We start from the raw sequence: 23,479 nt of genomic DNA, 5'->3' as shown, positions 1-23,479 counted from the left end.
AGCGTCGGGGCTCAGCGGCGGTCCCGGCCCGGCCGACGGTCGCCGCCGTCGGATTCCCGGTCCCGGTCCCGGCGCACCGTGGCCTTGCGGCCCTTGATGGTGCTGCCGCGCAGGCCCTGGATCACCTCGTCGGCCACCCCGTACGGCACCTCCACCAGGGAGAACCGGTCGGCGATCTCGATCGAGCCGATGTCCCGGCCGCTGACCCCGGTCTCCCCGGTGATCGCCCCGACCAGGTCCTGCGGGCGTACCCCGGCGCGCCGGCCCAGCCCGATGAAGACCTGCGTGGTGCCCCCGGCGCGGGGACGCGCGCCAGCGCCGCGCCGGTCCCGGCCGTCGTACCCCGGTCGGGGCTCCCGGGGCGCGCGGACCGCGACCTGCGGGATCTCCTCCTCCTCGTCGGCCGTGCCGGGCAGGGTGGCCTCGTGGGCCAGCCGCACCGCGGCCAGCGCGACCTCCACCAGGTCGAACTCGTCGGTCAGCGACTCGACGATCGCCCGGAACGGCTCCAGGTCGTCCTCCAGCAGCGACTCCCGCAACGCCGCCTGGGTCAGCTCCAGCCGCCGGGTACGCAGGTCCGCCACCGTGGGGAGCTTGTCGACCGCGATCCGCTGGCCGGTGACCCGCTCGATGGTCTTGAGCATCCGGTGCTCGCGCGGCTCAGCCAGGGTGATGGCCACGCCCTCCCGGCCGGCCCGGCCCACCCGGCCGATCCGGTGCACGTACGACTCGGGCGCCGACGGGACGTCGTAGTTGACCACGTGGGTGAGCTGCTCCACGTCCAGCCCGCGCGCCGCCACGTCGGTGGCCACCAGCAGGTCGGCGGTGCCCGATCGCAGCCGGCCCATCACCCGGTCGCGCTGCTCCTGGCTCATCCCGCCGTGCAGCGCCTCGGCCCGGTAGCCCCGGCCGTTCATCGTCTCGGTGAGCCGGTCCACCTCCTCGCGGCTGCGGCAGAAGACGATCGCCGCGGTGGGTGACTCCACGTCCAGCACCCGGCCCAGCGCCGCCGGCTTGTGCGCCCGCGCGATGATGTACGCGCTCTGCCGCACCCGCGGTGCCGCGCCGGCCACCGGCTGCTCGCGCTCGATCCGGATGCGCACCGGGTCGTTCAGGTGCTGGCGGGCCAGCCCGTCGATCCGGGCCGGCAGGGTGGCCGAGAAGAGCACGGTCTGCCGGCCGGCCGGGGCGTGCTCCAGGATCGCCTCGATGTCCTCGGCGAAGCCCATGTCGAGCATCTCGTCCGCCTCGTCCAGCACCACCGTGGCCAGCGCGCCCAGCCGCAGGGTGCCGCGGGCGATGTGGTCCAGCGCCCGGCCCGGGGTCGCCACCACCACGTCCACGCCGGCGTCGAGGGCGCGCAGCTGCCGGCCGATCGGCTGGCCGCCGTAGATCGGCAGCACTCGGGCGCCCAGGTCCTTGCCGTAGCGGTGGAACGCCTCGGAGACCTGCACCGCCAGCTCCCGGGTCGGCACCAGCACCAGCGACACCGGGTCCCCGCCGGAACGGTCGTCGGGCATCCGCTGCAGCAGCGGCAGGGCGAACGCGGCGGTCTTGCCGGTGCCGGTCGCCGCCTGGCCCAGCAGATCCCGGCCGGCGAGCAGCGGCGGGATCGCCTCCCGCTGGATCGGGGTCGGCTCCTCGTAGCCGAGGACGGCCAGCGCGTTCAGCAGCTCGGAGCGCAGCCCGAGGTCGGCGAAGGCGGCGGCCTCGTCCTCGGCGGGGTTGGCGGGATCGGTCGGGGTTGGTGCGGAACTCATGGGGCAAGCTTTTCATCACCGCCACCCGGCCGTCGCGGCGACCGTCGCAAACCGTCGACCCCGCCACGTCGCGGGTGGTCCGGCCGGGCCCCGTGCCTGCGCCCGATCACCCGGACAGGACGGCCAGCAGGGTGGTCAGCCCGACGGCGGCGTCCACCACCCCGCACCACTCGGCGTACCCGCGGGGCACCACCCGGGCCGTGCGGTGGTGCGCCACGTCCCAGGCGGCGTGCCCGAGCCAGCCGAGGCCGACCAGCACACCGGCGAGACCGCCCGGCGCGAGCAGGGCGCCCGCGGCCAGCCCGCCCCAGCCGGCCAGGCCGGCGAGCTGCCAGGCCAGGTTCCGGCGGTCGCCCCACTGCCGCCGCCAGGTGCCGATGAGCAGGTAGCCGGCCGGCAGCACCAGCAGCGTCCACGGGGAGAACACGGTCGGCGCGACCCAGAGGTCCACCGTCATGAGCAGGGCCAACCCGGTCGGCCACCGGCGCGCCACGGCGGCGGCCACCGGGTGGCGGCGGGCTGGCGCCGGGTGCGCCTGCCGGTGCCGCGGCGCCACCAGCGCCATCGCCGGCAGCATCAGCAGATGGCCGCCGAGCATCAGCGTGTCGTCCCCGACCAGTCCGGCCCACCAGGGCGGGAGCAGCAGCAGGAACGGGACGTACATGACCGCCACCATCTCGGCGGTCGGGGCCCACCCGTGGCCGCGGTGCCACATCCAGGCGGCCATGCCCAGCCCCATGTCCGTCGCCATCACCAGCGCGCCGACATCCGCCCGGGCCAGCACGTCCGCCCCGCCCAGCAGGTTCGTCCCGGCCCGCCACAGCGGGCCGAGCAGCAGCATCCCGACCACCATCGCCACGACCATCCCGGCCAGGTGGCCGGCCAGCCGTCGTGCGTCGTTCCGCAGGGGTACGCGTACCGTCGTCTCGGTCATGCCCTGACCCTGCCGGCGCCCCGCATCCGGTACCAGGCGCGTCCGTCACCGGAAAACCGTGCGTCGCGCACGGGTACGGCGTGACATTCCGCAGGGGTGAACCGGGCGACCACTGGCCCTAGGATCGGCGGACATGACCGTCGACGCGCCGGACCGCCGGCTGCGGCGGGCCCGGCAGCTCACCCTGGTGTCGCTGGCGACGAACGTCTGGACCACCCTGCTGCTGCCCGGCGCCGGGCTGGCCCGGGAGCCGGACCCGCTGCGCCTGGCGCTCGGCCTGCTCGGGCTGGCCGGCTTCGCCGCCGCCCAGGCGGCCGTGCTGCACGCGGCGGTCACCCCCTGGCTCGCCGGGCGCCGCCGGCGCCGCCGGCACGCCGCGCTGGCGCTGGCCGCCCTGCTCAGCCTGCCGCTGGTCGGCCCGGTCGCCGCCGGCGCCTGGCCGACCTGGGCCTGGCTGGGCGCGTCCCTGGTCGGCATGTCCCCGCTGCTGTTCCGGCCGCTGCCCGCCCTGCTCGCGTCGGCCGCGGTGCTCGGCGCGTCGGCCGCGGTGACCCAGGCGACCGGCGGGCCGCTGCGCACCGCCCTGCTCGTCACCGGCGGCATCGGCGCCGGGAGCGCCGCGGTCACCTGGCTCCAGGTCTGGTTCTGGGACCTGGTCGTCGAGGCCCGGCAGGGGCAGGACGCCCGGGCCCGGCTCGCTGCCGCCGAGGAGCGGCTGCGCTTCGCCCGCGACGTGCACGACCTGCTCGGCCACGACCTCACCGTGATCGCGCTCAAGGCGGAGCTGGCCGAACGGCTCGCGCCGGTCGACGCCGCCCGGGCCGGCCGGGAGGCGGCCGAGGTGCGCCGGCTCGCCGGGTCCGCCCTGACCCGGGTACGCGAGGCCGTGCACGGCTACCGCGCCGTCGACCTGGCCGAGCAGTTGGCCGCGGTGGGGGAGGTGCTGCGCTCCAGCGGGGTGCGCTGCACCGTGGTGCCGCCGGCCGGCGAGCTGCCCCCGCCGGTCGCCGCCGACCTGGCCGCCGTGCTGCGCGAGGCCGGGACGAACGTGCTGCGGCACAGCCGGGCCGGCTGGTGCCGGATCGAGCTGACGCGGGAGGACGGCCGGGTGACGATGACCGTACGCAACGACGGGGCCGGCGGCGCCGGCCCGGACGGGCTCAGTGGCGGCCTGCGCGGCTTGGCCGACCGGCTCGCCCCGGCCGGCGGCAGCGTCCGCGCGTACGCCGAGGACGGGGTGTTCCACCTGGTGGCGACCGTGCCGGTGGCCTCGTGATCCGGGTGCTGCTGGCCGACGACGAGGAGCTGATCCGGCTCGCCCTCGCGGCCCTGCTCGACCTGGAGCCCGACCTGGAGGTGGTGGCGCACGCCGCTGACGGCCGGGCCGCCCTGGCCGCCGCGCTGGCCCACCGGCCCGACGTCGCCGTGCTGGACCTGGAGATGCCGGCGCCCGGCGGGATCCAGGTCGCCGCCGAGCTGGCCCGCGTGCTGCCCGGCTGCGCCACGGTGATCCTCACCGGACACGGCCGGCCCGCCCACCTCCGGCCGGCGCTGACCGCGGGCGCGCGCGGGTTCCTGGCCAAGGGGGCACCCGGCGGCGCGCTGGCCGACGTGATCCGCCGGGTGCACGCCGGCGCGCGGTACGTCGACCCGGCCCTCGCGGCCGAGGCGCTGACCCTGCCCGAGTGCCCGCTCACCCCGCGGGAGCTGGAGACGCTGCGGCTGGCCGAGCTGGGCACCCCGGTCGCGGTGATCGCCCGGCGGACCCACCTGGCGGCCGGGACAGTCCGCAACCACCTGGCCGCGTGCGTGCAGAAGCTCGGCGCGGCCGACCGGGCCGAGGCGGTCCGGCGGGCGCGGGAAGCGGGCTGGCTCTGACCCCGTGCCGACCGGCTCAGGCCGGCTGGACCGGCACCCGGGCCTCGTCGAACAGGGCCGGGCCGGCGTACGCCACCGGGGTGGCCGGGGGCGCCGGGCGCAGCCGGGCGAGCTGCTCGGCGCTGAGCGCGTAGACCACCCGGCCCAGGCCGGCGCGCTCGATGGCGGCGGCGCACATGCCGCACGGCTGGCAGCTCGTGTACAGGGTGGCCACGGCGGCCGCCTCGGGGGTCAGCTGCCGGGCCGCCCAGCGGGCCAGCTTCAGCTCCGGGTGGGCGGTGACGTCGCCGTCGGTCCGCTCGGTGTTGACCTCCTCGGCCAGCACCCGCCCGTCGGTGTCGACCAGCAGCGAGCCGAACGGCCCGTCCCCGGCGTCCCGGGCGGCGGCGGCCAGCTCAACGGCCCGGCGCAGGTGGCGTTCGTCGGTCTCGGTCAGCGCGCTCATCCGGCCGGCATTCCCCACGGGACGCCGCCGCACACCGGCGGCGGCTAGCCTGACGGCGTGCGTACGGTCGAACTGCTCTGCTCGCCGGAACTGGAGGAGGCGGTACGGGCGGCCTGGGACCGGCTCGCCGCCGCCGGCCTGCCCAGCCTGGCCCGCAACGCGCACCCGACCAACCGCCCGCACCTGACCCTCGCGTCGGTCGACGAGTTCCCGCCCGGCGCCGAGCAGCGCCTCGCCGACCTCTGCGACGCGGCGCTGCCGCTGCCGGCCCGGCTGGACCGGGTGGCCGTCCTCGATGGCAGCGCCCCGCTGGTCTGGCTGGTCCGCCCCGCTCCGCAGCTGGTCGCCCTGCACGGCGCGGTCTGGGACGTGCTCGCCGGGGCGCCCGGGCCGCACCCGTGGCACCTGCCCGGCCGCTGGGTCCCGCACCTGAGCCTGGCGCTGCGGTTCGGCGTCGCCGACCGCCGCCGGGCGCGGGCGGTGGCCGGGCCGGACCGGCCGGGCGGGGAGTTCGTGGCGGCGCGCAGCTACGACAGCGACACCCGGACGGTCAGCGAGCTCACCCCGGCCTGCCCGCGCCCCGGCGCCTGACCGGGGCCGCACGGCCGGCGGTAAACCGCAGCCGGGCGGCCCCGGTCGCCCGGGTCAGCGGTGGAACCGCAGGTAGTCGAACTCCGCGGTCACCGCCGGGGTGGCACCGCCGTGCGCGACCAGGCCGATCCGGGGCGTGGTGTCGGCCGGGAAGGTCCACACCGCGCCCCACGTCCAGTGCGTGCCGTCCCGGCTGGACCCGGCGCGGAACTCGTGTTCGCCGGTGGCCGGGTCGACGTGGTGGGCCAGCCGCAGCCAGGTGGTGGTGGCCGGGGTGCCGACGATGCTGCCGCCGTACACCGGCTGGCCGGCGAAGGGCAGCTCGTAGCCGTACTCGACCTGGCGGGTGTTCCAGATGGCCACCTGGGCCAGCCGGGCGAACCGGTCGTCGTCCACGTACGCCACCAGGCCCGCCTGCTGGTAGTTGCGGACGCTGTCCTCGCCCAGGTCGAGGGTCACCTTCGTCTCCGCGACGTAGTCGCCCGTCGGCGCGTCGCGCAGCAGCACCCCGGCGGTGTTGCCGGTGCCGACCAGGTCGGTCGACTCGACCGGCCAGCGCAGCGCGCCGCCGGTCACCGTGGCGGCCGGGTTGGGCCGGATCCACCGCCAGGCCGGGTCGAGCCCGTCGGTGAACTCGTCGGACCAGCCGGGCAGCACCGGGCCCACCCGGGGCGGGGCGACCGGGTGCCGGACCGGCCGGTACAGCCGGGTCAGGCTGACGTTGTCGAACTCGGCCGGGCCGCCGCCGGCGCGCAGCGCGAGCGGGCCGGCCGCCGGCCGGGTCAGCGTCAGCGTCACCACGGCGAGCTGGTCGCCGAGGCGGGCCGGGCTCAGCTCGGCGACGAGCTGCCGGCCGCGTACCTCCACGGCCAGGTTGTGCCGGTCGGTGAGGTCCAGCCCGGCGGGCAGCGGCACGCTCGCCGTCGCGCCGCCGGCGTCCCGGGCGGTCAGCCGGCCGTCGCCGACCCGCACCTCCACCGCGCCGAGCCGCAGCCCGGCCGCGTCCGCCCCGGCCAGTCGCAGGTCGGCCTCGGCCCGCACGTCCCCGCCGAGCCCGGCCCGGGCGGTCAGCGTGCCGGTGCCCACCAGGACGCCGCCGGTCACCCGCCAGTGGCCCGCGCCGCCCCGCCAGCCGTCCAGGTCGGCGGTGTCGAAGCGGGCGTCGATCCGGCCGGTGGTGACCGGCGCGGGCCGGGGCCCCTCCGAGGGGCCGGCGCCGGCGTTGACGGTCGGCCAGCCGTCCACCCAGTCGAGGCGGTCCAGCAGCATCGGCCGCTCGTTGATCCCGAACGGCTCGTCCAGGTACGGGTCGGCCCGGTCGATCGCGTGGTACGCGATCCAGTCCTGTCCGGACAGGTCGGTGACCACCGCGTGGTGCCCGGTGCCGATCCAGCGGTTGCCGTTCTGGGTGAGCACCGGCGTGCCGCCGGCCCGGGAGACGTCCAGCCGCTGGCCGTCCCGGTCCACGAACGGCCCGCGCGGGTCGCGCGCCCGGCCGACCTGCACGGAGTAGCCGGTGGCCGGCCCGGCGCAGCAGTTCGCGGTGGAGGCGAACAGCCAGTACCAGCCGTCGTGGCGCAGCACGTAGCTGCCCTCGAACTTGTTGTCGACGGCGACCATGGTGGACGCGCCGACCGCGCGCAGCCCGTCGGCGGAGAGCTCGGTGACCGAGATGCCGCCGTAGTAGCTGCCGTAGTACAGGTAGGACCGGCCGTCCACATCGGTGAACTGGCTGGGGTCGATGGTCCAGAGGTAGCCGCCGCCCCCGCCCGGACGCGGGGCGACCACGGGCGCGTCGGCGAACGTCCACGGTCCGGTCGGGGTGGGTGCGGTGGCCGCCCCGATCGCGGTGTCGAAGGTGTCGCCGGAGACGGTGGTGTCGGTGACGGTCACGTACATCACCCAGCGGCCGGCGACCCGGCGCACGTCGGGCGCCCAGAACGCCGCACCGGGAGCGGCGAAGGACGGCCGCTGGTCCGGGGCGAAGGCATCGCCCACGTAGGTCCAGTCGACCAGGTCGGCGGAGCGGGCGATCGGCACCCGGTGCGCCCGGCGTTCGCCCTCGCGCAGCGGGTCTGAGGTGCCGAAGGCGTACCAGAGGCCGTCGTCCCCACGGACCACGGCCGGGTCGGCGAAGGTGTCGGCGAAGCCGGCCGAGACCGGGTTCCGGTAGCGGTCGGCGGCGGCGGCGGGCGCGGCCGCCGTGGCCGTGGTCGTGGTCAGCAACATCGTGAGTGCGGCGGCGAGCACGCCGCCACGGCGGAGGTGTCCCATCAGGCCTGCCTTGGAGGTAGACGGAGGTCACTGCGTGCCCCCCGTTCTACAACGTTGGAGACAACGATGTAAAGAGCCGCCGCACCGGTCGGTGGGGGCCGAACGGTTCCCGTGCCAGCATTGGCGGCATGACCACCCGCACCGACGGCCGCGCGCTGGCCGGCCTCGCCGCGCTGCTCGCCGACCCGACCCGGGCCGGCTTCTGCCTGGCCCTGCTCGACGGGCGGGCCTGGACGGCCGGCGAACTCGCCCGGTCCGCCGGCGTGGCGCCGTCCACCGCGAGCGACCACCTCACCCGGCTGGTCCGCGGCGGGCTGCTGGTCGAGGAGCGGCAGGGCCGCCACCGGTACGTCCGCCTCGCCGACCCGTCGGTGGCCCAGCTCATCGAGGACCTGGCCGGCCGGGTGCCCGCCCCGGCGGCCCCGCCCCGCACGTTGCGCGCCGCGTCGGCTCAGGCGTCCCTCGCGTACGCCCGGACCTGCTACGACCACCTGGCCGGCCGGCTCGGCGTGCTGCTGCACGACGCCCTGCTGGCCCGGGGCGTGCTCGACCGCGCCGGCGGCCTGGCGCTCACCCCGGCCGGGGTGGCCTGGCTGACCGACCTCGGCGTCTCCGTCGAGCCCCTGCGCGCCGCCCGGCGGCCACTGGTCCGCGACTGCCTCGACTGGACCGAGCGCCGCCCGCACCTGGCCGGCGCCCTCGGCGCCGCGCTCTGCCGGCGCTTCCTCGACCTCGGCTGGACCGCGCGAGGCACCGGCCGGGCGCTCCGCCTCACCCCGGCCGGCCGCCCCGCCCTGGCCGCCGCCCTCGCCGTCGACCCGGCGGCCCTCGCACCGCCCCCCTCCCGCGACAGCGGCCCCGCCCGCGCCTGACCCCGTCACCGGGGTGCGCTGATCGACTCCACCTTGGCGGCGCGTTCCGGCCGGAAAGCCGCCGCGTCCGAGAGCCGGCGACCGCGCGACAGTTCGGTCGGGGCCGAAGGTAAACGGCAATACAGTCGGGCGATGAGTTGGCCCATGATCCCGCCCGCCCCTGACACGCCGGCCTGCGGGCCCCCGGTGCCCGTCGACGGCGGCTGGGTGGTGACCCGGCACGCCGACGTCGTCGCCGTGCTGACCGACCCCCGGTACGTGGTGCCGGTCGCGCCAGGCGGGCCGCCCGGCACCCTGGCCTGGCTGCGCGGGACGGTCAGCCGGTTCAGCGCCCCGGACCGGCATCCGGGCCGGCGCGCGCTCGGGGTGGCCGCGCTCGGCGACCTCGACCCGGAGGAACTGCGCCACGCGGCCGCCCGGCAGACCGAGGCGACGCTGGACCGGGTCGAGGCGGCGGGCCGCGTGGAGGTGATGGGCCGGCTGGCGCGGCGCGTACCCCTGGAGGTGCTGGCGGCGCGGCTCGGCCTGGCGGACCCGGCGGCGGCCGTGCCGGCGGTGACCACGGTGGCCGCCGCCTACCACCCGGGCGCCGACCCGGTGGCAATGGCACGCGCCGACCGGGCGGTGGCCGCGCTGCTGGCGATGTCGCCACCGGCTACGGCCGAGGCCGCCGCGAACCGGATCGGGCTCCTGGTGCAGGCCGCCGACGCCACCGCCGGGTTGATCGGCGCCGCGGTCCGGCACGGGCTGGCCGCGCCGGCCGCGCTCGGCACCGCGGACCTGCTGGCCGAGATGCTGCGCCTGGACCCGCCGGTGCGCGCCACCCGCCGGGTCGCTACCGGCGCGCTACGCCTCGGCGGCCGGGAGATCGGGCCGGACGCCCCGCTGCTGCTCCGCTTCGACGCGGCCAACCGGGACCCGGCCGCACACCCGGACCCGGACCGGTTCCGCGCCGGCCGTCCGGGCGCGGTGCTGACCTTCGGCGCCGGGCCGCGGGGCTGCCCGGGGGAGCGGCACGCCCTCGCTCTCGCCGCCGGCGTAATCGAGGTGCTGCGGGAACGTTGCCGGCCCGCCGGGCCGCCCCCGCGCTACGCCCCACACCCCACCCTCCGTGTCCCGACCAACCTCGAGGTGATGTTCCGATGACCGACCGCGCCGCGACCTTCCGAGCCCTGCACCAGCCGGGCCAGCCCCTCCTGCTGCCCAACGCCTGGGACCACGCCTCCGCCGCGGCGCTCGCCGCCCGGGGCCACCCGGCCATCGGCACCACCAGCCTCGGGGTGGCCGCGGCCGCCGGCAAGCCGGACGGGACCGGGGCGACCCGGAGCGACACCCTCGACCTGGCCCGCCGGCTGCGGGACGTGCCGGTGCTGCTCACCGTCGACATCGAGGACGGCTTCAGCGACGACCCGGCGGCGGTGGCCGGGTACGTCGCCGAGCTGGCCGCGCTCGGCGTGGTCGGGGTCAACCTGGAGGACGGCCGCCCGGACGGGACGCTCGCGCCGGTGGACCTGGCCGCCGCCAAGATCGCGGCGGTGCGGGCGGCCGTGCCGGGGCTGTTCGTCAACGCCCGCACGGATGCCTGCTGGCTGGCCGTGCCCGATCCGCTGCCCGCGGCGCTGGACCGGGCGGGGGCCTACCGGGCGGCGGGCGCGGACGGGCTGTTCGTCCCGGGGGCCCCGGACGACACGGTCGGGTTGCTGGTGGCCGAGGCGAGGCTGCCGCTCAACGTGCTGCACCGGCCGGGCGGGCCCGACCTGACCGCGCTGGGCCGGCTCGGGGTGGCCCGGGTCAGCACCGGCTCGCTGCTGTTCCGCGCCGCCCTCGGCGCGGCGCTGCACCTGGCCGACGCGGTGCGCGCCGGCCACGACCCCGGCCTGCCGGCGGCGCCGGACTACGCCTGGGTGCAGGGCCTCTCGGCGGGATGAGGCACCTTAGGAGGGAGATAGGAGGATTGTTCGGGGAGCTACCGATCCTGGTGATTACGGTGTGTTCAGGTTTGATCACGCCGTGTCCTGCCCGGAGAGGGGCCGACCATGCGAGTGCCCAGCCGAAGCCCCGGCCACCAGCCCGGGTCCGCCGTCGCGTCCGCCGCTCCCGCCCGTCGGCTGCCCCCGGCCGCCGGCCGCCGCACCGGGCCCGCGCAGCCGGACCTGGGCGCGTACCGGACGGCGGTGGCGGAGCTGCTGGTCGAGGTGGGCGCTCTGGCGGACGCGCCGTCGACCACCGCCCGCCAGGTGCTGCTCGACCAGCGGCTGCGCGAGCCGGCCATCGCCGCCGTCCTCGACGCCACCCCGCAGGGCTTCGTCGGCGCCCGGGAGACGCTGCTGCTGGAGATGGCCCGCTACCAGCCCAACGCCCGCAGCTCCGCGCACGACCTCACCGCGCTGGTCCGGATCTACCTGCTCTCCCGGATCGACGTGATGTGGTGGCGGGACAGCGGTACCTTCCTCACCGACGGTCAGGTCGACACCAGCACCGATCTGGTCGACCTGGAGTGGCTGCGCCGGCGCGGGCTGCTCGCCTTCCGCTACCAGCAGCAGGCCGCCACCGTCCTCGGTCGCGGGCTGCGCGCCGTCCAGCGGCGGCTGCGCCCGGACGCCACCCCGCGTACCGCCGGGTTGCGGTTCCGCCGGGCCCGGCGTGAGGTGATCGCGCTGCTCAACGACGTGGGCCGGGAGTTCGCCGCGGCCACCGGGCCCGGCACCCCGCCGCTCTGGGTGACCAGCCTGGCCCGCAGCGCCGAGCACCAGTACCGGCTGCGCCGCCTCGGTTACGCCGCCATGGTGCCCAGCGGGCACTGCCTCGGCTGGGCGGCGGACGTGGAACTGGCCTGGTACGGACGGTTCGGCGCCCGGGACCTCCTCGCCGACCTGCTGCTGGCCCGGCAGGAGGCCGGCGAGATCAACGTGGTCGACGAGGGCCAGGCCTGGCACCTCTGCCTCGCTCCCGCCGCCCGCCCGCGGTTCCGGCGGGCGTACGAGGCCGAGATGGGGGTCTGAGCCGATGTGCGGCATCGCGCTGAGCATCGGCCCCGAGGCTGACCCGGCCACCTTCCGGCGGATGCTGGCCGTGCTCGCCCCGCGCGGCGAGGTGACCGAGACCCGGCAGCAGGACGGCCTGCTCGCCGGCGTACGACGGTTGCGGGTGGTGGACCGCGAGCGGGCGGTGCAGCCCTGGGTCTCGCCCGACGAGCGGCACCTGCTCTGCTACAACGGCGAGGTCTTCAACCACCACGAGCTGCGCGCGGAGCTGACGCGGCTCGGCCACGACTTCCGCACCGCCGGCGACACCGAGGTGGTGCTCGCCGCCTTCCGGCAGTGGGGCGAGGAGGCGGTGCGCCGGCTGCGCGGCGAGTACGCCTTCGCGGTGGTGGAGCGGGCCACCGGCCGGGCGTACCTGGCCCGGGACCCGCTCGGGGTCAAACCTCTCTACTGGTCCCGCGCCCCGGGCTGCCTGCACCTGGCCTCGGAGGTGAAGGCGCTGGCCGGGCACGACGCGCCGATCAGCGAGGTGCCGCCGGGGCACCACGGCTGGGCCGAGCCCGGCGGGCCGGTCCGGCTGCGCCCCTACGTCGACCTGCTCACCATCGGCGACGGGCTGCCGGTGATCGACGACCCGGACGAGGCCGCCCTGCTCGTCCGGGTCGCGCTCACCGACAGCATCCGGGCACGGCTGGACACCGACCTCACCGTCGGGGTGGTGCTCTCCGGCGGTCTGGACAGCTCGCTGGCCCTGCTGCACGCCGCGCAACTGCACCCGGACTGCGTGGCGGTCACGGTCGGCGTGCCGGACAGCCCCGACGTGGCGTACGCCCGGCGGCTCGCCGCCGAACTGGGCGTGCCGCACGAGGTCATCGAGCTGCGCCCGCGGGACATCCGGCTGGCCGACGTGCGCGAGGCGATCCGGATCTCCGAGCTGACCGAGTACGGCGACATCATCAACGCGGTGGTCTCGGTGCCGATCTTCCGGCGACTGCGCGAGCTGGGCCTTCGCCGACCTGCTGCCCGGCTACATCCGGCGGCGGCCGAAGAACCCGATGTCGTACTCCTCGGGGCTGCACGAGCGGGCCCGGCTCTACAAGCCGCTCTTCGCCCGGCTGCACCGCTCCTTCGGCCACCAGCTGCTCGAACCCGTCCGGCGCGACTTCGACAGCGTGCTCACCCCGCTGCGGCAACGACCTGGACCGGGCCATCGCCGACGGGCAGGCCCGCCCGGACTCCACCGTGCTGGAGCACGCCCGGGACCTGGTCGGCGCGGCGAAGTGGAACGCCGTGCCGGTGGCCCCGCGGGCTGGTCCGCCCGCGCACCAGGGGCCCCGGCCCAGGCGTCAGGTGACGCCGAGTAGGGCCATGCCTCTTGCCGACCAACACAAACGATGAGCAGGGTTCAACTCACCGCACCACTGCGTCGGCTCAGGTTTGCGGATAGGCGCTCAGGCTGGGTCGAGCGAACTGAACTGGATGCCGGCGAGTCGCCACCCGTCGGGCAGTTCGACCCATGTCTGGCTCAGTCGGACCGTCAGTGTCATCACTTCACCACGCCAGGTCGCCCGGCCGCGCTGAACGCACCGCATGATCGCGGCGCGGTCGTATCGGCGCACGCCGAGTTCGGTTGTCGTCAGGGACAGGTAGGCGAAGTCGGCGTGTCGGTCGATCCACTGCCGTTTGTCCAGCAGGGTAGCCCCGCTCGCCGATGGACATGAAGTCCTCCGCCAGCAGGGCGTTCAAACGGTCAGTGTCGGCGTGCAATTCAGCCTCGTCGAATGCCTGCTGGAGTTCGCGGATGTCAGCTGTCACGTGAGGGTCCTGTCGCGCGTGTGTAGTCGGACGGTGGGACTGCCAGGAAGCGCCGATGGCAGTGGCTTCACATCGTGACGACCAGCTTGCCGGTCGTGTGCCGGCGAACGAAGTCGACGCATGCTTGAGCGCCCTGGTCGAGGGTGTAGCGGCCGCCGATCGTGGCCGGTAATCCGCCGCGGACTGCCAGTTCAGCGACGTCGCGCATCCCGCCGAGGGTGCCGTCCATGTCCAGCACGAAATGCAGGCTGACGTCGTCGCGGCCGATCCACTCCTGTTGCGGTACCGGATAGGTGATCGTGAGGAGGCGTCCGCCCGGGCGGACGGCGCCTGCAATTCCGGTGAGGTGGTCGCTGGGTACGGTCAGGTTGAACGCGACATCGACGTCGGAGGGGTACCCGGATTCCGCATATCCGATGGTCTCGTCAGCGCCGAGAGCTCGGAGGATGTCCGCGTCAGCGGCGGTTGCGGTGGCGATGACCCGAGCCTGCGCGGCGACGAGCAGCGGGATCACTGCGGTTCCGACGCCGCCTGTGGCGCCGACGACCAGGACGGTTTCGCCTGGTTGCACCTTGGCGGTGGCCATCAGTGCGCGTGCGGTCAGGCCGATGGTGGGCAGGGCGGCCGCCTGCTCGATGTCGATGTCGGCCGGCCGATGTGCCAGGAACGGGGTGTCGGCCTCGAAGACCGCGTACTCGGCCAGCGAGCCTGTGCTCAGCGACGGCCGGGTCGCGCCGGCCATCGCGCGCAGTGCCCGAGGCACCGCCTGGCCGAAGACCTCGTCGCCCACCTGGTAGGCCGTCACGCCGGCGCCGACCTTACTGACCGTGCCGGCGAAGTCGTTGCCGGGCACGTGCGGAAACTCCAGCGGCACGACATCGCGGAAATCGCCGCTGGGCAGCCGAACGTCCGCTGGATTGATCGAGGCGGCGGCGATCCGGACCTGGATCTGTCCCGGCCCAGGTTGCGGCGTCGGCAGCTCTGCCACCGTGTACTTCTCGGGGGGCCCGTAGCCGGTCACGACAACTGCCTTCATGCGTTTCCTCCGTTAAAACGGACCGGACGGTCAGGTTATCGGCAACGAAGCTAGCAATAAGCGGACCGGGCGGTCAACTTGCTAGGGTGGGGAACGTGACCTCGACCCGCCCGTTGCGTGCCGACGCCGCCCGCAACCGGCGGCTGCTGCTGGCAGCGGCTGCGGACGAGTTCGCGGAGCGTGGTCTGGATGCCTCAGTCGCCGACATCGCCCGCCGGGCAGGTGTCGGCAAGGGCACCGTGTTCCGCCACTTCGCCACGAAGGGCGACCTGCTCGCCGCGATCGTCCTCGACCGGATTGACGCGCTCAACGCCGTCGGCGAGCAGCTTCTCGACGCGGCGGACCCGGGCCTCGCTCTGCTGGAGTTCCTTACCGTCGCCGCGGACCAGCAGCAGCAACGCGACCTGTCGTTCCTCCAGGAGGCCGGCGAGCTGAACGCGGACGTAATCCGGGCCCGCGAGCGGATGTTCTGCACCGTGCACAAGCTTGTCGATCGGGCTCGTGAGCATGGCGCAGTCCGAGCCGACATCACCGGCGCTGACGTCATCCTGCTGATGTGCGCGCCCAACTACGTCACCAGCTATGTGCCAGACGCCCCACCTGACCTGTGGCGCCGATACCTCTCGATCATCTTTGACGGCCTACGCCCGCAGGGCGCTCATCCGCTGCCCCACCCGCCGCCAGCGGCGCCGTTACCCGGTATCGACGAACGCCGCGATGGCACCCGGCCCGCTGAACTCGGCATCACCTGATGACTTTGCCGGGGCCCTGGCCCGCGCGCCGTACGGCACGTCGCGTCGCGTCCCGTCCGTGACTCCGCCGCTTGACTCTGACACCGTGTCAGGGGCGAGCGTGAGGGGGCCATGTTCACCATCGGAGAATTCGCCGCACTCGGTCGGGTGTCGGTCCGGATGCTGCGGCACTACGACGGCATCGGGCTGCTCCGCCCGGCCGTCGTCGACCCGCACACCGGCTACCGGCACTACCGGGCGGACCAGCTCGGCCGGCTCAACCGGGTGATCGCCCTGAAGGAGCTGGGCCTCACCCTGGACCAGGTCCGGGCGATCCTCGACGACCGGCTGGACGTCGCCGAGCTGCGCGGCATGCTGCGGCTGCGCCGGGCCCAGCTCGCGGCGCAGGTGGCCGCCGACACCGCCCGGCTGGGCGGGATCGAGGCGAGACTCCGGATGCTCGATGCGGAGGGACGCATGACCACCGAGGACGTCGTACTCAAGGAGATCCCGGCGGTGCGGATCGCGGAACTGACCGCGGTCGCCGCCAGCTACGAGCCGCCGGACATCAGCCCGGTGATCCAGCCGCTCTACCCGGAGCTGTTCCGCCGCCTGGAGGCCGCGCGGGTCCGCCCCAGCGGGCCGAGCATCGCCTGGTACGAGCCGGAGGGCGAGGGGGAGGCGGTGGTCGTGCACGCCGGGGTGACCGTCGGTGTCGACCCGGCGGCCGCCGGGGACGTGGCCGTGGTCGACCTGCCGGCCCTGCCCGCGGCCGCGACGCTGGTGCACCACGGCCCGATGGACGAGGCGGAGACCAGCATGCGGGTGCTCGCCCGGTGGATCGAGGAGAACGGCTGGCGGGCCGAGGGGTACGCCCGCGAGGTCTACCTCGACTACTGCGCGGACGCGCCGGAGAAGGGCGTCACCGAGCTGCAGATCCCGGTCTCCCGGCGGTGAACCGCGCGGACGGGCCGCCCGCGCGGGCGGCCCGTCCCACCGGGGGCACGCGAGGTCCGATCGCCGCCAGCCACCGGCCGCGTTCCCGGCCAGGCTGGACGGCATGACGAGGACGCGCACCAGGTACCTGATCCGCCCCGTGCCCGCCGACGTGCTGGCCGACGTGCGACGCACCGGCCGCGACGCCTCCGGCCAGCCGCCCGAGCGGTACTGCGCCGAGGGCGGCGAGCCGCTGCGCTGCTGCCTCCGCGACGCCACCCCGGGCGAGCCGCTGCTGCTCTTCGGGTACGCCCCGCCGCTGCCGCCCGGCCCGTACCGGGAGGTGGGGCCGATCTTCGCGCACGCAGTCGACTGCCCCGGCCCGGCGGAGGCGACGGCGTACCCGGCCGACTGGCGGGGGCGGCCCCAGGTGCTCCGGGCGTACGACCGGCGGGGCCGGATCGTCGGTGGCCGGCACCACGACGGCGACGACCCGGACGCCGTCATCGCCGAGCTGCTGGCCGACCCGGCGGTGGACCGCCTGCACAGCCGCAACGTGGTGTACGGCTGCTACATGTTCGCCGCGGTCCGCGGCTGAACCGGGCGTGACCGGCGGCGGCCGGGGTATCAGCCCGGCATGGCCGGACTGGACGCGATCGTGGTGGGGCAGGTCGCACGGGACCTCGTGCTGCTGGTGGACGAGGTGCCCGGCCCGTCCGGGACGGCCCCGGTGCGGTGCCGGCGGGAGCTGCTCGGCGGCAAGGGGGCGAACCAGGCCGTCGGGCTGGCCCAGCTCGGGGTCCGGGTCGGGCTGCTCGGTGTGGTCGGCGAGGACGAGGTCGGCGACCGGCTGCTGGGCCGGGCCCGCAGCGACGGCATCGACGTTGCCCCGGTGCTGCGCCGGCCGGACACGCCGAGCGCGCTGATCGTGGACGTGGTGGACGCCCGGGCCCGCTGGCGGTACCTGGAGGACATCCCCGAGGCGACCCTGCTCACCGAGGCGGACGTGATCGCCGCGGCCGAGGTGCTGGGGGCGGCCCGGGCGGTGGTCGTCCAGCTCCAGCAGCCGCTGCCGGCGGCGCTCGCGGCGGCCCGGGCCGCTCGCGACGCCGACCGGCTCGTGGTGCTCGACGGGGCGCCGGAGGACCCGGACGGCGCGGTGGAGCTGCTGTCCCGGGCCGACGTGCTGCGGGCCGACGCGCGGGAGGCCGGGCTGCTGCTCGGGGGCGATCCGCCGAAGTACGCCGAGGCGGGGCTGCGCGCCGGCCGGGAACTGGCCGCCCGGGGGCCGGCGCTGGTCGCGGTCGAGGTGGCGGGGGAGGGCAACGCCTTCGTCTGGCCCGACGGGGAACTCTTCGTGCCGCTGAGCGAGACGCCCACGGTGGACAGCACCGGCGCGGGGGACGCCTTCGTCGCCGCCGTCACGGCCGGCCTGCTCCGCGAGGAGCCGTACCCCCGGCTCGCCCGGTACGCGGTCGCGGCGGCCGGCGCGACCGTGGGCCATCCCGGTGGCCGGCCCGCCCTCACCGGCGAGGCGATCGAGGCGCAGCTCGCCCGAATCCCGGACCGCTGATGTCCCCGATGGACATCGGCCGCCGCCTCTTCTAGCGTCGCGGGCATGCGGAGGACCCTGCTCGCCACCGGGCTCGCCCTGCTCCTCGTCACGACCGGCTGCGCCGGGAGCCCCCGGCCCGCCGAGCCGGCCGGGGCCGGCACGCCGACCGCCTCCCGGCAGGACGCCGGCCAGGTCGAGCGGACCCTGGCCAGCCTGCGCCGGGTCGACGACCTGCCGCTGTACGAGATGACCTACGTCGGCGACTACGACCCGACGGCCGGCGTCGCGGGCACGCCACAGGCGACACCGTTCGGCTGCTCGCTCTTCGCCGCCCCCGGCGACCGGAGCCGGCCGCTGTTCGCCCGCAACTTCGACTGGGAGGCGAACCCGGCCCTGGTGCTGCGCACCGACCCGCCGGACGGCTACGCCTCGATCTCCCTGGTGGACATCTCCTACCTGGGGGTCACCGCCGACCCGGCCGGTGACCGCCGGCTGCTGAACGCGCCGCTGCTGCCCTTCGACGGGATGAACGAGCGGGGCCTGGCCGTCGGGCTGGCCGCCGACGACGGCGCGACGGCGGAGCCGGTGCCCGGCCGGCCCACCGTCGGCTCGGTACGCATCCTGCGCCTGGTGCTGGACTCCGCCGCCACCGTGGACGAGGCGATCGCCGTGTTCGGGCGCTACAACCTGGACTTCGACGGTGGTCCGCCGCTGCACTACCTGATCGCCGACGCCACCGGCGCGTCCGCGGTGGTCGAGTTCGTCGACGGCGCGATGCGGGCCGAGAAGGGCCGGGGCGCCTGGCAGGCGCTGACCAACGTGCCGGCCGTCGGGGTGGCCGACCGCGACCTACGCCGCGACCACCGCTACGGCGTGCTCGCCGAGGCGCTCGACCGGGCCGGCGGGTCGGTGGACGCCCCGGCCGCGTTGCGCCTGCTGGACGCCGTGCGGCAGGCGCACACCCGCTGGTCGGTGACGTACGCGCTGCGCACCGGCGAGGTGCGGCTGGTCACCGCGGGCGGCGGCGAGCGCGGCTACCGGCTGCCGATGAGCTGAGCCGGGCCCGGCCCCACCAGGGGGCCGGACCCGGCCGACGGGTCACGAGCTCAGGGTCACCAGCTCAGGTAGCCCGTCTGGGTCTGCACGTTCAGCTCGGGCACCTGGATCAGCCGGGCCGCCCAGGTACGCGGGTCGCGCAGCTCCAGCACGTCCAGGCCCTTCTGGATGTCGCTGGAGTAGATGTGGCCGTTGTACCAGTAGGCCGACCAGGAACCGCCGGTGCGCAGCCGGTCGGCGGCCAGCGGACCCCGCTCCCAGAAGGCGATCTCCGTGGGGTGCCGGGAGTCGGTGAAGTCCCAGACCGAGATGCCGCCCTGGTACCAGGCCTGGACCATGATGTCCCGACCGGGCACCGGCACCAGCGAGCCGTTGTGCGCCACGCAGTTCTCGGTGTCGGCGTTCACCCGGGGGATCTTGTAGTAGCTGCGGAACGTCAACCGCCGGTCGTCGCCGCGACCGGTGATGTCGTAGATGGCGTCCGCACCGCGATTCGGCCCGGTGGCCTCGTTGCAGGTCGCCGCGCCGCCCCCGCCCAGCTCGTCGGTGAAGACCACCTTGGTGCCGGAGTTGTTGAACGTCGCCGAGTGCCAGAAGGCGAAGTTCTCGGTGTCCCGGACCCGCTCGATCACCCGCGGCGCCTCCCGGTCCGCGATGTCGAGCAGGATGCCGTCGCCCATGCAGGCGCCGGCGGCCAGGTCCTTCGCCGGGTACGCGGTGATGTCGTGGCAGCCGCTGGTGGCCGACTTCTCACCCGGGATGCCCGGGTAGCCGCCGTCCGGGAAGAGGTTCGGCGTGGCCACCACGGCGGCCGCGGTCGGGTCCTTCACGGGCACCTTGACGATGGAGATCGAGTCGTGCGGCTGCGGACAGCCCACGTAGGTGTCCGACGGCCCGTACGAGGAGACGTAGAGGTAGACCGAGCGGCGGTCCTTGCTCGGCACCAGGGTGTGGGTGTGCGAGCCGCAGGACGTCTGCACGGACTTCACGTACCGCGGCTTGGTCTTGTCGCTGATGTCGAAGACCTTGATGCCCTCCCAGCGGGTCTCGGTCCGGTCCACCGGGGTGCTGGAGCAGGAGTCGTCGCTGCGCGGCGCGTCGGTGGAGAGGAAGAGCAGGTTGCCGTGGACGGAGACGTCGTTCTGCGAGCCGGGGCAGAGCACCTGCGACACGATGGTCGGCGCGCTCGGCCGGGAGATGTCGTAGATGACGAGGCCGTCGTAGTTGCCGACGAACGCGTACCGGTCCTGGAACGCGATGTCGGTGCCGAACGCCGCGGAGGTGTCGAACGGCGCCTGCTTCGGCAGGTTGGCGATCTGCCGCAGGTTGGGGCTGCTGGAGATCTCGTCGACCCCGGGGACGGCGCTGTCCACGGTGGCCGGTGCGATCTGTGCCCGGGAGATTTCCTGGGCGCTGCTGGGTGGGGCGGTGACGACGCCGGCGACGAGCAGGCCGGCGGCGGCGAGGCTGACGATCCGGATTCGGGACGTGCGGATGGCGATCATCGGCGGCACCCTCCGAAAGGGGATGATGATTGTCCACACCTTACATGCCGACGACATTCATCAATGTGATCCCGATCACATCTAAGCGGGATTGTCTATGGATAGGATCGCTGTCACCTCGACCGGAGGGAGTGTCGTATGACCGGCCGGCAGGGACGCGTCTGGCTCGCCGTCACAGCCCTGGTGGCGCTCCTGGTCGTGGTCGGCGTGGCGCTGACCCGGTCGGGTGACGAGCGGCCCGCGGCGGACGCGGCGAGCCCGTCCGCAACAGTCTCCCCGGTCGACGCGCCGCCGGTCGTGGTGCCGGGCCGGCCCGGGGAGGCGGCGGCCACCCGCGCCGCGCAGGAGGTCCGGGAGGGCGCGCCGCCGCGCTACAACAGCCTCGACGTCTGGTACGTCCGGATGATGATTCCGCACCACCAGCAGGCGGTGGAGATGGCCACCCTGGCCCCCGACCGGGCCGCCGACCCCCGGGTACGCGCCGTCGCCGACCGGATCCGGGCCGCCCAGGGGCCCGAGATCGGGGTGCTGCGGGGCTGGCTCGGCGCGCGCGGGCTCGACGCGGAGGTCCCCGGGCACGACCACGGCGCGATGCGCGGGATGCAGTCCGCCGACGCGATGCGGCAGCTTGCCGCCGCCCGCGGCGCGGAGTTCGACCGGCTCTTCGTGCAGATGATGACTGCGCACCACGAGGGCGCGGTGATCATGTCCACCGACCTGCTGAAGGTGGGCGTGGACCAGACGCTGCAGGAGTTCGCCAACTCGGTCGCCACCGAGCAGTCCGCCGAGATCGCCCGCCTCCGCGAGCTGATCGCTCCCTGAGCTTCCGAATCTTGGACACGTGCCGTTCGCGAGGAACGGTAAGTGTCCAAGATCGGGAGTTCACCCGCCGCAAAGGCCGTCGTGGTCGGCCGGGAGGGGGCAGCGGCGGCAGTGGGGCAGCCGGGCGTCGCACCAGATCCGGGTACGCACGAACTGGCGGTCCTCCTCGCTGAGCGTGGTCTCGCCGAAGTCGATGTGCGTGACGTGGCCCAGCGACTCGCGCAGCGCGACGGCCAGCGCGACGGCCTCGGTGAGCCGGGTGAGCGTGGTGGGCAGGTGGATGATCCAGCGCGGCTCGGGCGCCGAGCACGCCAGCCCGTACCCTGGGTGACCGTGGACCGCATCGTCTTCGGGCGCCTGCTGCGCAGCGTCGCGTTCGACGTCGCCGTCTCCGGGCTGGTCGCCCTCTTCGCCCTCCTGGGGATCTTCGCCCAGCAGGGCGGCGTCGCGGCCACCGCAGTCGGCCTGGTGATGGCGCTGGTCCTGCTGTTCCGGCGGACCCACCCGTCGGCGGTGGCGGCCGGGGTGGCCGTGCTCGCGCTGCTACAGGTGATCGTCGGCTGGGGCCCGCTGGCCTACGACATCGGCGTGCTCATCGCCCTCTACAGCGTGGTCAAGTACGCCGACCGGCTGCGCGACGGCATCCTGGCCGGGATCGTCGCCGCCATCGGTGTGCTGCTCGCCGCCGTGCAGATGCCCGGCCCGGCGCCCTGGTGGGCGGGCGCGCTCTACTACGGCCTGGTCACCGGCGCGGTGTGGCTGGTCGGGCTGAACGTGCGGACCCGCCGGCTCTACGTGCTGACCCTGGAGGAGCGGGCCGCCACCCTGGAACGCGAGCGGGAGGCCGAGTCCCGCGCGGCGGTCGCGGAGGAGCGCACCCGGATCGCCCGCGAGCTGCACGACGTGGTCGCGCACAGCATGGCCGTGATGATCGTGCAGGCGGACGGGGTCCGGTTCACCATCGACCGGGACCCGGCCACCGCCCGGGAGGCGGCCAAGGTGGTGGCGGACACCGGACGGCAGGCGCTGGAGGAGATGCGGCGCCTCGTCGGCGTACTCCGGGAACCGAGCCGGCCGGAGCCGGCGGCCGAGCCCGACGCCGCGGTCGACGCCGAGCCGGCGCACCGGCGGCCCGCCCTGGTCGAGCTGCCCGACCTGCTGGACCGCTTCCGCGCCGCCGGCCTGCGGATCACCGACACCGCCACCGGCACGCCGGTCGCCCTGCCACCCGGCCTGGAGCTGACCGTCTACCGGGTCGTGCAGGAGAGCCTGACCAACGCGCTCAAGCACGCCGGGGTGGGCGCGGCCGTCGAGCTGCGCCTCGACTGGTCCGCGGACGCCGTCGTGGTCCGGGCGGTCGACGACGGGCGCGGCCGTCCGGTGGTCCGGCCGGCGCCGTCCGGCGGGCACGGCCTCGTCGGCATGCGCGAGCGGGTCGGGGTGTACGACGGCAGCCTCGCCGCCGGCTCGACGCTGGGCGGCGGCTGGCGGGTCGAGGCGCGGCTGCCGCTACCGTCGGCGCCGGCTACCGAGGAAGGGAAGGCGGCGGCATGACCGTCCGGGTGGTGATCGTGGACGACCAGGCGCTGGTGCGCGCCGGGTTCCGGATGGTGCTCGACTCCCAACCCGACCTCGCCGTGGTCGGCGAGGCGATCGACGGCGCGGACGCGCTGCGGGTGCTGGACCGGGTCGAGGCCGACGTGGTGGTGATGGACCTGCGGATGCCCACCATGGACGGCGTGGAGGCGACGAGGCGGATCTGCGCCCGGCCGGCCGCGAGCCGCCCGCGGGTGCTGGTGCTCACCACCTTCGACACCGAGGCCGACGCGTTCGCCGCGCTGCGCGCCGGGGCCAGCGGCTTCCTGCTCAAGAACGTCCCGCCGGAGGAGTTGCTCGCCGCGATCCGGGTGGTCGCCGAGGGCGACTCGGTGGTGGCCCCGTCGGTCACCCGGCGGCTGCTGGACCGGTTCGCCGGCCAGCTCGGGCCGGGTCCGGCCGAGGACCCGCGCCTGGCCCAGCTCACCGAGCGGGAGCGGGAGGTGCTGCTGCTCGTCGCGCAGGGGCTCTCCAACGCCGAGATCGCTGCCCGGGTGCACGTCGCCGAGGCGACGGTGAAGACCCACGTCGGCCGGATCCTGGCCAAGCTCCAGCTCCGCGACCGGGTCCAGGCCGTGGTGTTGGCGTACGAGAGCGGGCTGGTCACCCCGGGCGGCTGACCCGGCGTACGACCTGGGTCGTACGGGTCCACCCGGTCGGGGGCGACCACCGGCGTACCGAGGTCGAGC

Annotated in this window: 23 protein-coding genes and 1 pseudogene; 16 read left to right on the top strand and 8 right to left on the bottom strand. The window is 75.4% G+C overall.

Translation table 11 applies throughout. The features are described from left to right. Positions 1 to 11 precede the first annotated feature (11 nt). Positions 12 to 1,760, bottom strand: a complete 1,749-nt coding sequence (locus AB0F68_RS20450) for a DEAD/DEAH box helicase (protein WP_357340547.1) — start codon at positions 1,758 to 1,760, stop codon at positions 12 to 14. 106 nt (positions 1,761 to 1,866) lie between these two features. Further along, a complete protein-coding gene (locus AB0F68_RS20445; protein WP_357340545.1) occupies positions 1,867 to 2,694 on the bottom strand; it encodes a hypothetical protein in 828 nt (275 codons plus the stop codon). A 133-nt stretch (positions 2,695 to 2,827) separates the two neighbouring features. Here AB0F68_RS20445 and AB0F68_RS20440 point away from each other — a divergent pair, with 133 nt between their 5' ends. Then, positions 2,828 to 3,970: a histidine kinase gene (locus AB0F68_RS20440; protein WP_357340543.1), complete on the top strand. Its 1,143-nt coding sequence runs from the start codon at positions 2,828 to 2,830 to the stop codon at positions 3,968 to 3,970. Beyond that, positions 3,967 to 4,572 carry a response regulator transcription factor gene (locus tag AB0F68_RS20435; protein WP_357340541.1) on the top strand — a complete coding sequence of 202 codons (606 nt, stop codon included), beginning with the start codon at positions 3,967 to 3,969 and terminating at the stop codon, positions 4,570 to 4,572. The genes AB0F68_RS20440 and AB0F68_RS20435 overlap by 4 nt, the downstream gene beginning before the upstream one ends. A 16-nt stretch (positions 4,573 to 4,588) precedes the next feature. On the opposite strand, the gene AB0F68_RS20430 is transcribed toward AB0F68_RS20435, so the two are convergent. Then, positions 4,589 to 5,017 carry a nucleoside deaminase gene (locus AB0F68_RS20430; RefSeq protein ID WP_357340539.1) on the bottom strand — a complete coding sequence of 143 codons (429 nt, stop codon included), beginning with the start codon at positions 5,015 to 5,017 and terminating at the stop codon, positions 4,589 to 4,591. Between the two features lie 57 nt (positions 5,018 to 5,074). Between AB0F68_RS20430 and AB0F68_RS20425 the strand changes: the two genes are divergently transcribed. Continuing rightward, on the top strand, positions 5,075 to 5,608 hold the full coding sequence (locus tag AB0F68_RS20425) for a 2'-5' RNA ligase family protein (protein ID WP_357340537.1): 534 nt from the start codon (positions 5,075 to 5,077) through the stop codon (positions 5,606 to 5,608). A gap of 54 nt (positions 5,609 to 5,662) precedes the next feature. Here the strand turns inward: AB0F68_RS20425 and AB0F68_RS20420 are convergent, their stop codons facing one another. Next, positions 5,663 to 7,882 carry a family 43 glycosylhydrolase gene (locus tag AB0F68_RS20420; protein WP_357340534.1) on the bottom strand — a complete coding sequence of 740 codons (2,220 nt, stop codon included), beginning with the start codon at positions 7,880 to 7,882 and terminating at the stop codon, positions 5,663 to 5,665. A gap of 128 nt (positions 7,883 to 8,010) precedes the next feature. Between AB0F68_RS20420 and AB0F68_RS20415 the strand changes: the two genes are divergently transcribed. From AB0F68_RS20415 to AB0F68_RS20395, 5 genes and pseudogenes are all read left to right on the top strand, one after another. Beyond that, positions 8,011 to 8,754: a helix-turn-helix domain-containing protein gene (locus tag AB0F68_RS20415; protein WP_357340532.1), complete on the top strand. Its 744-nt coding sequence runs from the start codon at positions 8,011 to 8,013 to the stop codon at positions 8,752 to 8,754. Positions 8,755 to 8,886: 132 nt separating this feature from the next. Continuing rightward, the gene (locus AB0F68_RS20410) at positions 8,887 to 9,900 is read left to right on the top strand and encodes a cytochrome P450 (RefSeq protein ID WP_357340530.1); all 1,014 of its coding nucleotides are present in this window, start codon (positions 8,887 to 8,889) and stop codon (positions 9,898 to 9,900) included. Next, positions 9,897 to 10,682: an isocitrate lyase/phosphoenolpyruvate mutase family protein gene (locus tag AB0F68_RS20405; protein ID WP_357340527.1), complete on the top strand. Its 786-nt coding sequence runs from the start codon at positions 9,897 to 9,899 to the stop codon at positions 10,680 to 10,682. Before AB0F68_RS20410 ends, AB0F68_RS20405 begins: the two co-directional genes overlap by 4 nt. A 108-nt stretch (positions 10,683 to 10,790) precedes the next feature. Then, positions 10,791 to 11,756: a hypothetical protein gene (locus AB0F68_RS20400; protein WP_357340525.1), complete on the top strand. Its 966-nt coding sequence runs from the start codon at positions 10,791 to 10,793 to the stop codon at positions 11,754 to 11,756. A 4-nt stretch (positions 11,757 to 11,760) separates the two neighbouring features. Next, positions 11,761 to 13,136, top strand: a pseudogene (locus AB0F68_RS20395) (asparagine synthetase B). A gap of 53 nt (positions 13,137 to 13,189) precedes the next feature. Here AB0F68_RS20395 and AB0F68_RS20390 read toward each other — a convergent pair. Together AB0F68_RS20390 and AB0F68_RS20385 are read right to left on the bottom strand one after the other, a co-directional pair. Then, positions 13,190 to 13,384 (bottom strand): hypothetical protein, encoded by a 195-nt coding sequence (locus AB0F68_RS20390; RefSeq protein WP_357340708.1) that lies wholly within the window; start codon positions 13,382 to 13,384, stop codon positions 13,190 to 13,192. A 236-nt stretch (positions 13,385 to 13,620) separates the two neighbouring features. Then, positions 13,621 to 14,589, bottom strand: coding sequence for an NADP-dependent oxidoreductase (locus AB0F68_RS20385; protein ID WP_357340523.1), 969 nt, complete (start codon positions 14,587 to 14,589; stop codon positions 13,621 to 13,623). 95 nt (positions 14,590 to 14,684) lie between these two features. Between AB0F68_RS20385 and AB0F68_RS20380 the strand changes: the two genes are divergently transcribed. The 5 genes from AB0F68_RS20380 to AB0F68_RS20360 all read left to right on the top strand — a co-directional run bounded on the left by AB0F68_RS20380 (position 14,685) and on the right by AB0F68_RS20360 (position 18,867). Beyond that, entirely contained in the window at positions 14,685 to 15,341 is a 657-nt protein-coding gene (locus AB0F68_RS20380) for a helix-turn-helix domain-containing protein (RefSeq protein WP_357340521.1), read from the top strand. Between the two features lie 111 nt (positions 15,342 to 15,452). Beyond that, the gene (locus tag AB0F68_RS20375) at positions 15,453 to 16,277 is read left to right on the top strand and encodes a MerR family transcriptional regulator (RefSeq protein ID WP_357340519.1); all 825 of its coding nucleotides are present in this window, start codon (positions 15,453 to 15,455) and stop codon (positions 16,275 to 16,277) included. Between the two features lie 103 nt (positions 16,278 to 16,380). After that, positions 16,381 to 16,854: a DUF1203 domain-containing protein gene (locus AB0F68_RS20370; RefSeq protein WP_357340517.1), complete on the top strand. Its 474-nt coding sequence runs from the start codon at positions 16,381 to 16,383 to the stop codon at positions 16,852 to 16,854. Between the two features lie 39 nt (positions 16,855 to 16,893). Then, entirely contained in the window at positions 16,894 to 17,829 is a 936-nt protein-coding gene (locus AB0F68_RS20365; protein ID WP_357340510.1) for a PfkB family carbohydrate kinase, read from the top strand. Positions 17,830 to 17,874: 45 nt separating this feature from the next. Then, positions 17,875 to 18,867 carry a linear amide C-N hydrolase gene (locus AB0F68_RS20360; RefSeq protein WP_357340508.1) on the top strand — a complete coding sequence of 331 codons (993 nt, stop codon included), beginning with the start codon at positions 17,875 to 17,877 and terminating at the stop codon, positions 18,865 to 18,867. 56 nt (positions 18,868 to 18,923) lie between these two features. Here the strand turns inward: AB0F68_RS20360 and AB0F68_RS20355 are convergent, their stop codons facing one another. Beyond that, positions 18,924 to 20,372 (bottom strand): hypothetical protein, encoded by a 1,449-nt coding sequence (locus AB0F68_RS20355; RefSeq protein WP_357340506.1) that lies wholly within the window; start codon positions 20,370 to 20,372, stop codon positions 18,924 to 18,926. 138 nt (positions 20,373 to 20,510) lie between these two features. Here AB0F68_RS20355 and AB0F68_RS20350 point away from each other — a divergent pair, with 138 nt between their 5' ends. Then, complete coding sequence (locus AB0F68_RS20350; protein ID WP_357340489.1) at positions 20,511 to 21,194, top strand: DUF305 domain-containing protein; 684 nt, start codon at positions 20,511 to 20,513, stop codon at positions 21,192 to 21,194. Between the two features lie 60 nt (positions 21,195 to 21,254). Here the strand turns inward: AB0F68_RS20350 and AB0F68_RS20345 are convergent, their stop codons facing one another. Next, a complete protein-coding gene (locus AB0F68_RS20345; protein WP_357340706.1) occupies positions 21,255 to 21,509 on the bottom strand; it encodes a hypothetical protein in 255 nt (84 codons plus the stop codon). Positions 21,510 to 21,521: 12 nt separating this feature from the next. Here AB0F68_RS20345 and AB0F68_RS20340 point away from each other — a divergent pair, with 12 nt between their 5' ends. Beyond that, positions 21,522 to 22,748: a histidine kinase gene (locus tag AB0F68_RS20340; protein ID WP_357340487.1), complete on the top strand. Its 1,227-nt coding sequence runs from the start codon at positions 21,522 to 21,524 to the stop codon at positions 22,746 to 22,748. Beyond that, entirely contained in the window at positions 22,745 to 23,410 is a 666-nt protein-coding gene (locus AB0F68_RS20335) for a response regulator transcription factor (protein ID WP_357340485.1), read from the top strand. Before AB0F68_RS20340 ends, AB0F68_RS20335 begins: the two co-directional genes overlap by 4 nt. Positions 23,411 to 23,479 lie beyond the last annotated feature (69 nt).

This window comes from Micromonospora sp. NPDC023966 (assembly GCF_040639095.1).
Classification (GTDB): Bacteria; Actinomycetota; Actinomycetes; order Mycobacteriales; family Micromonosporaceae; genus Micromonospora.
The sequence above is the reverse complement of the archived record's forward strand: the minus strand, read 5'-3'. Positions and strand labels throughout refer to the sequence as shown.

What these genes read in the sequence shown, in the direction of transcription:
- AB0F68_RS20450 (WP_357340547.1), bottom strand. Translation starts at nt 1,760, where the DNA reads ATGAGTTCCGCACCAACCCCGACCGATCCCGCCAACCCCGCCGAGGAC.
- AB0F68_RS20445 (WP_357340545.1), bottom strand. Translation starts at nt 2,694, where the DNA reads ATGACCGAGACGACGGTACGCGTACCCCTGCGGAACGACGCACGACGG.
- AB0F68_RS20440 (WP_357340543.1), top strand. Translation starts at nt 2,828, where the DNA reads ATGACCGTCGACGCGCCGGACCGCCGGCTGCGGCGGGCCCGGCAGCTC.
- AB0F68_RS20430 (WP_357340539.1), bottom strand. Translation starts at nt 5,017, where the DNA reads ATGAGCGCGCTGACCGAGACCGACGAACGCCACCTGCGCCGGGCCGTT.
- AB0F68_RS20420 (WP_357340534.1), bottom strand. Translation starts at nt 7,882, where the DNA reads ATGGGACACCTCCGCCGTGGCGGCGTGCTCGCCGCCGCACTCACGATG.
- AB0F68_RS20415 (WP_357340532.1), top strand. Translation starts at nt 8,011, where the DNA reads ATGACCACCCGCACCGACGGCCGCGCGCTGGCCGGCCTCGCCGCGCTG.
- AB0F68_RS20410 (WP_357340530.1), top strand. Translation starts at nt 8,887, where the DNA reads ATGAGTTGGCCCATGATCCCGCCCGCCCCTGACACGCCGGCCTGCGGG.
- AB0F68_RS20405 (WP_357340527.1), top strand. Translation starts at nt 9,897, where the DNA reads ATGACCGACCGCGCCGCGACCTTCCGAGCCCTGCACCAGCCGGGCCAG.
- AB0F68_RS20400 (WP_357340525.1), top strand. Translation starts at nt 10,791, where the DNA reads ATGCGAGTGCCCAGCCGAAGCCCCGGCCACCAGCCCGGGTCCGCCGTC.
- AB0F68_RS20385 (WP_357340523.1), bottom strand. Translation starts at nt 14,589, where the DNA reads ATGAAGGCAGTTGTCGTGACCGGCTACGGGCCCCCCGAGAAGTACACG.
- AB0F68_RS20375 (WP_357340519.1), top strand. Translation starts at nt 15,453, where the DNA reads ATGTTCACCATCGGAGAATTCGCCGCACTCGGTCGGGTGTCGGTCCGG.
- AB0F68_RS20370 (WP_357340517.1), top strand. Translation starts at nt 16,381, where the DNA reads ATGACGAGGACGCGCACCAGGTACCTGATCCGCCCCGTGCCCGCCGAC.
- AB0F68_RS20365 (WP_357340510.1), top strand. Translation starts at nt 16,894, where the DNA reads ATGGCCGGACTGGACGCGATCGTGGTGGGGCAGGTCGCACGGGACCTC.
- AB0F68_RS20360 (WP_357340508.1), top strand. Translation starts at nt 17,875, where the DNA reads ATGCGGAGGACCCTGCTCGCCACCGGGCTCGCCCTGCTCCTCGTCACG.
- AB0F68_RS20355 (WP_357340506.1), bottom strand. Translation starts at nt 20,372, where the DNA reads ATGATCGCCATCCGCACGTCCCGAATCCGGATCGTCAGCCTCGCCGCC.
- AB0F68_RS20350 (WP_357340489.1), top strand. Translation starts at nt 20,511, where the DNA reads ATGACCGGCCGGCAGGGACGCGTCTGGCTCGCCGTCACAGCCCTGGTG.
- AB0F68_RS20335 (WP_357340485.1), top strand. Translation starts at nt 22,745, where the DNA reads ATGACCGTCCGGGTGGTGATCGTGGACGACCAGGCGCTGGTGCGCGCC.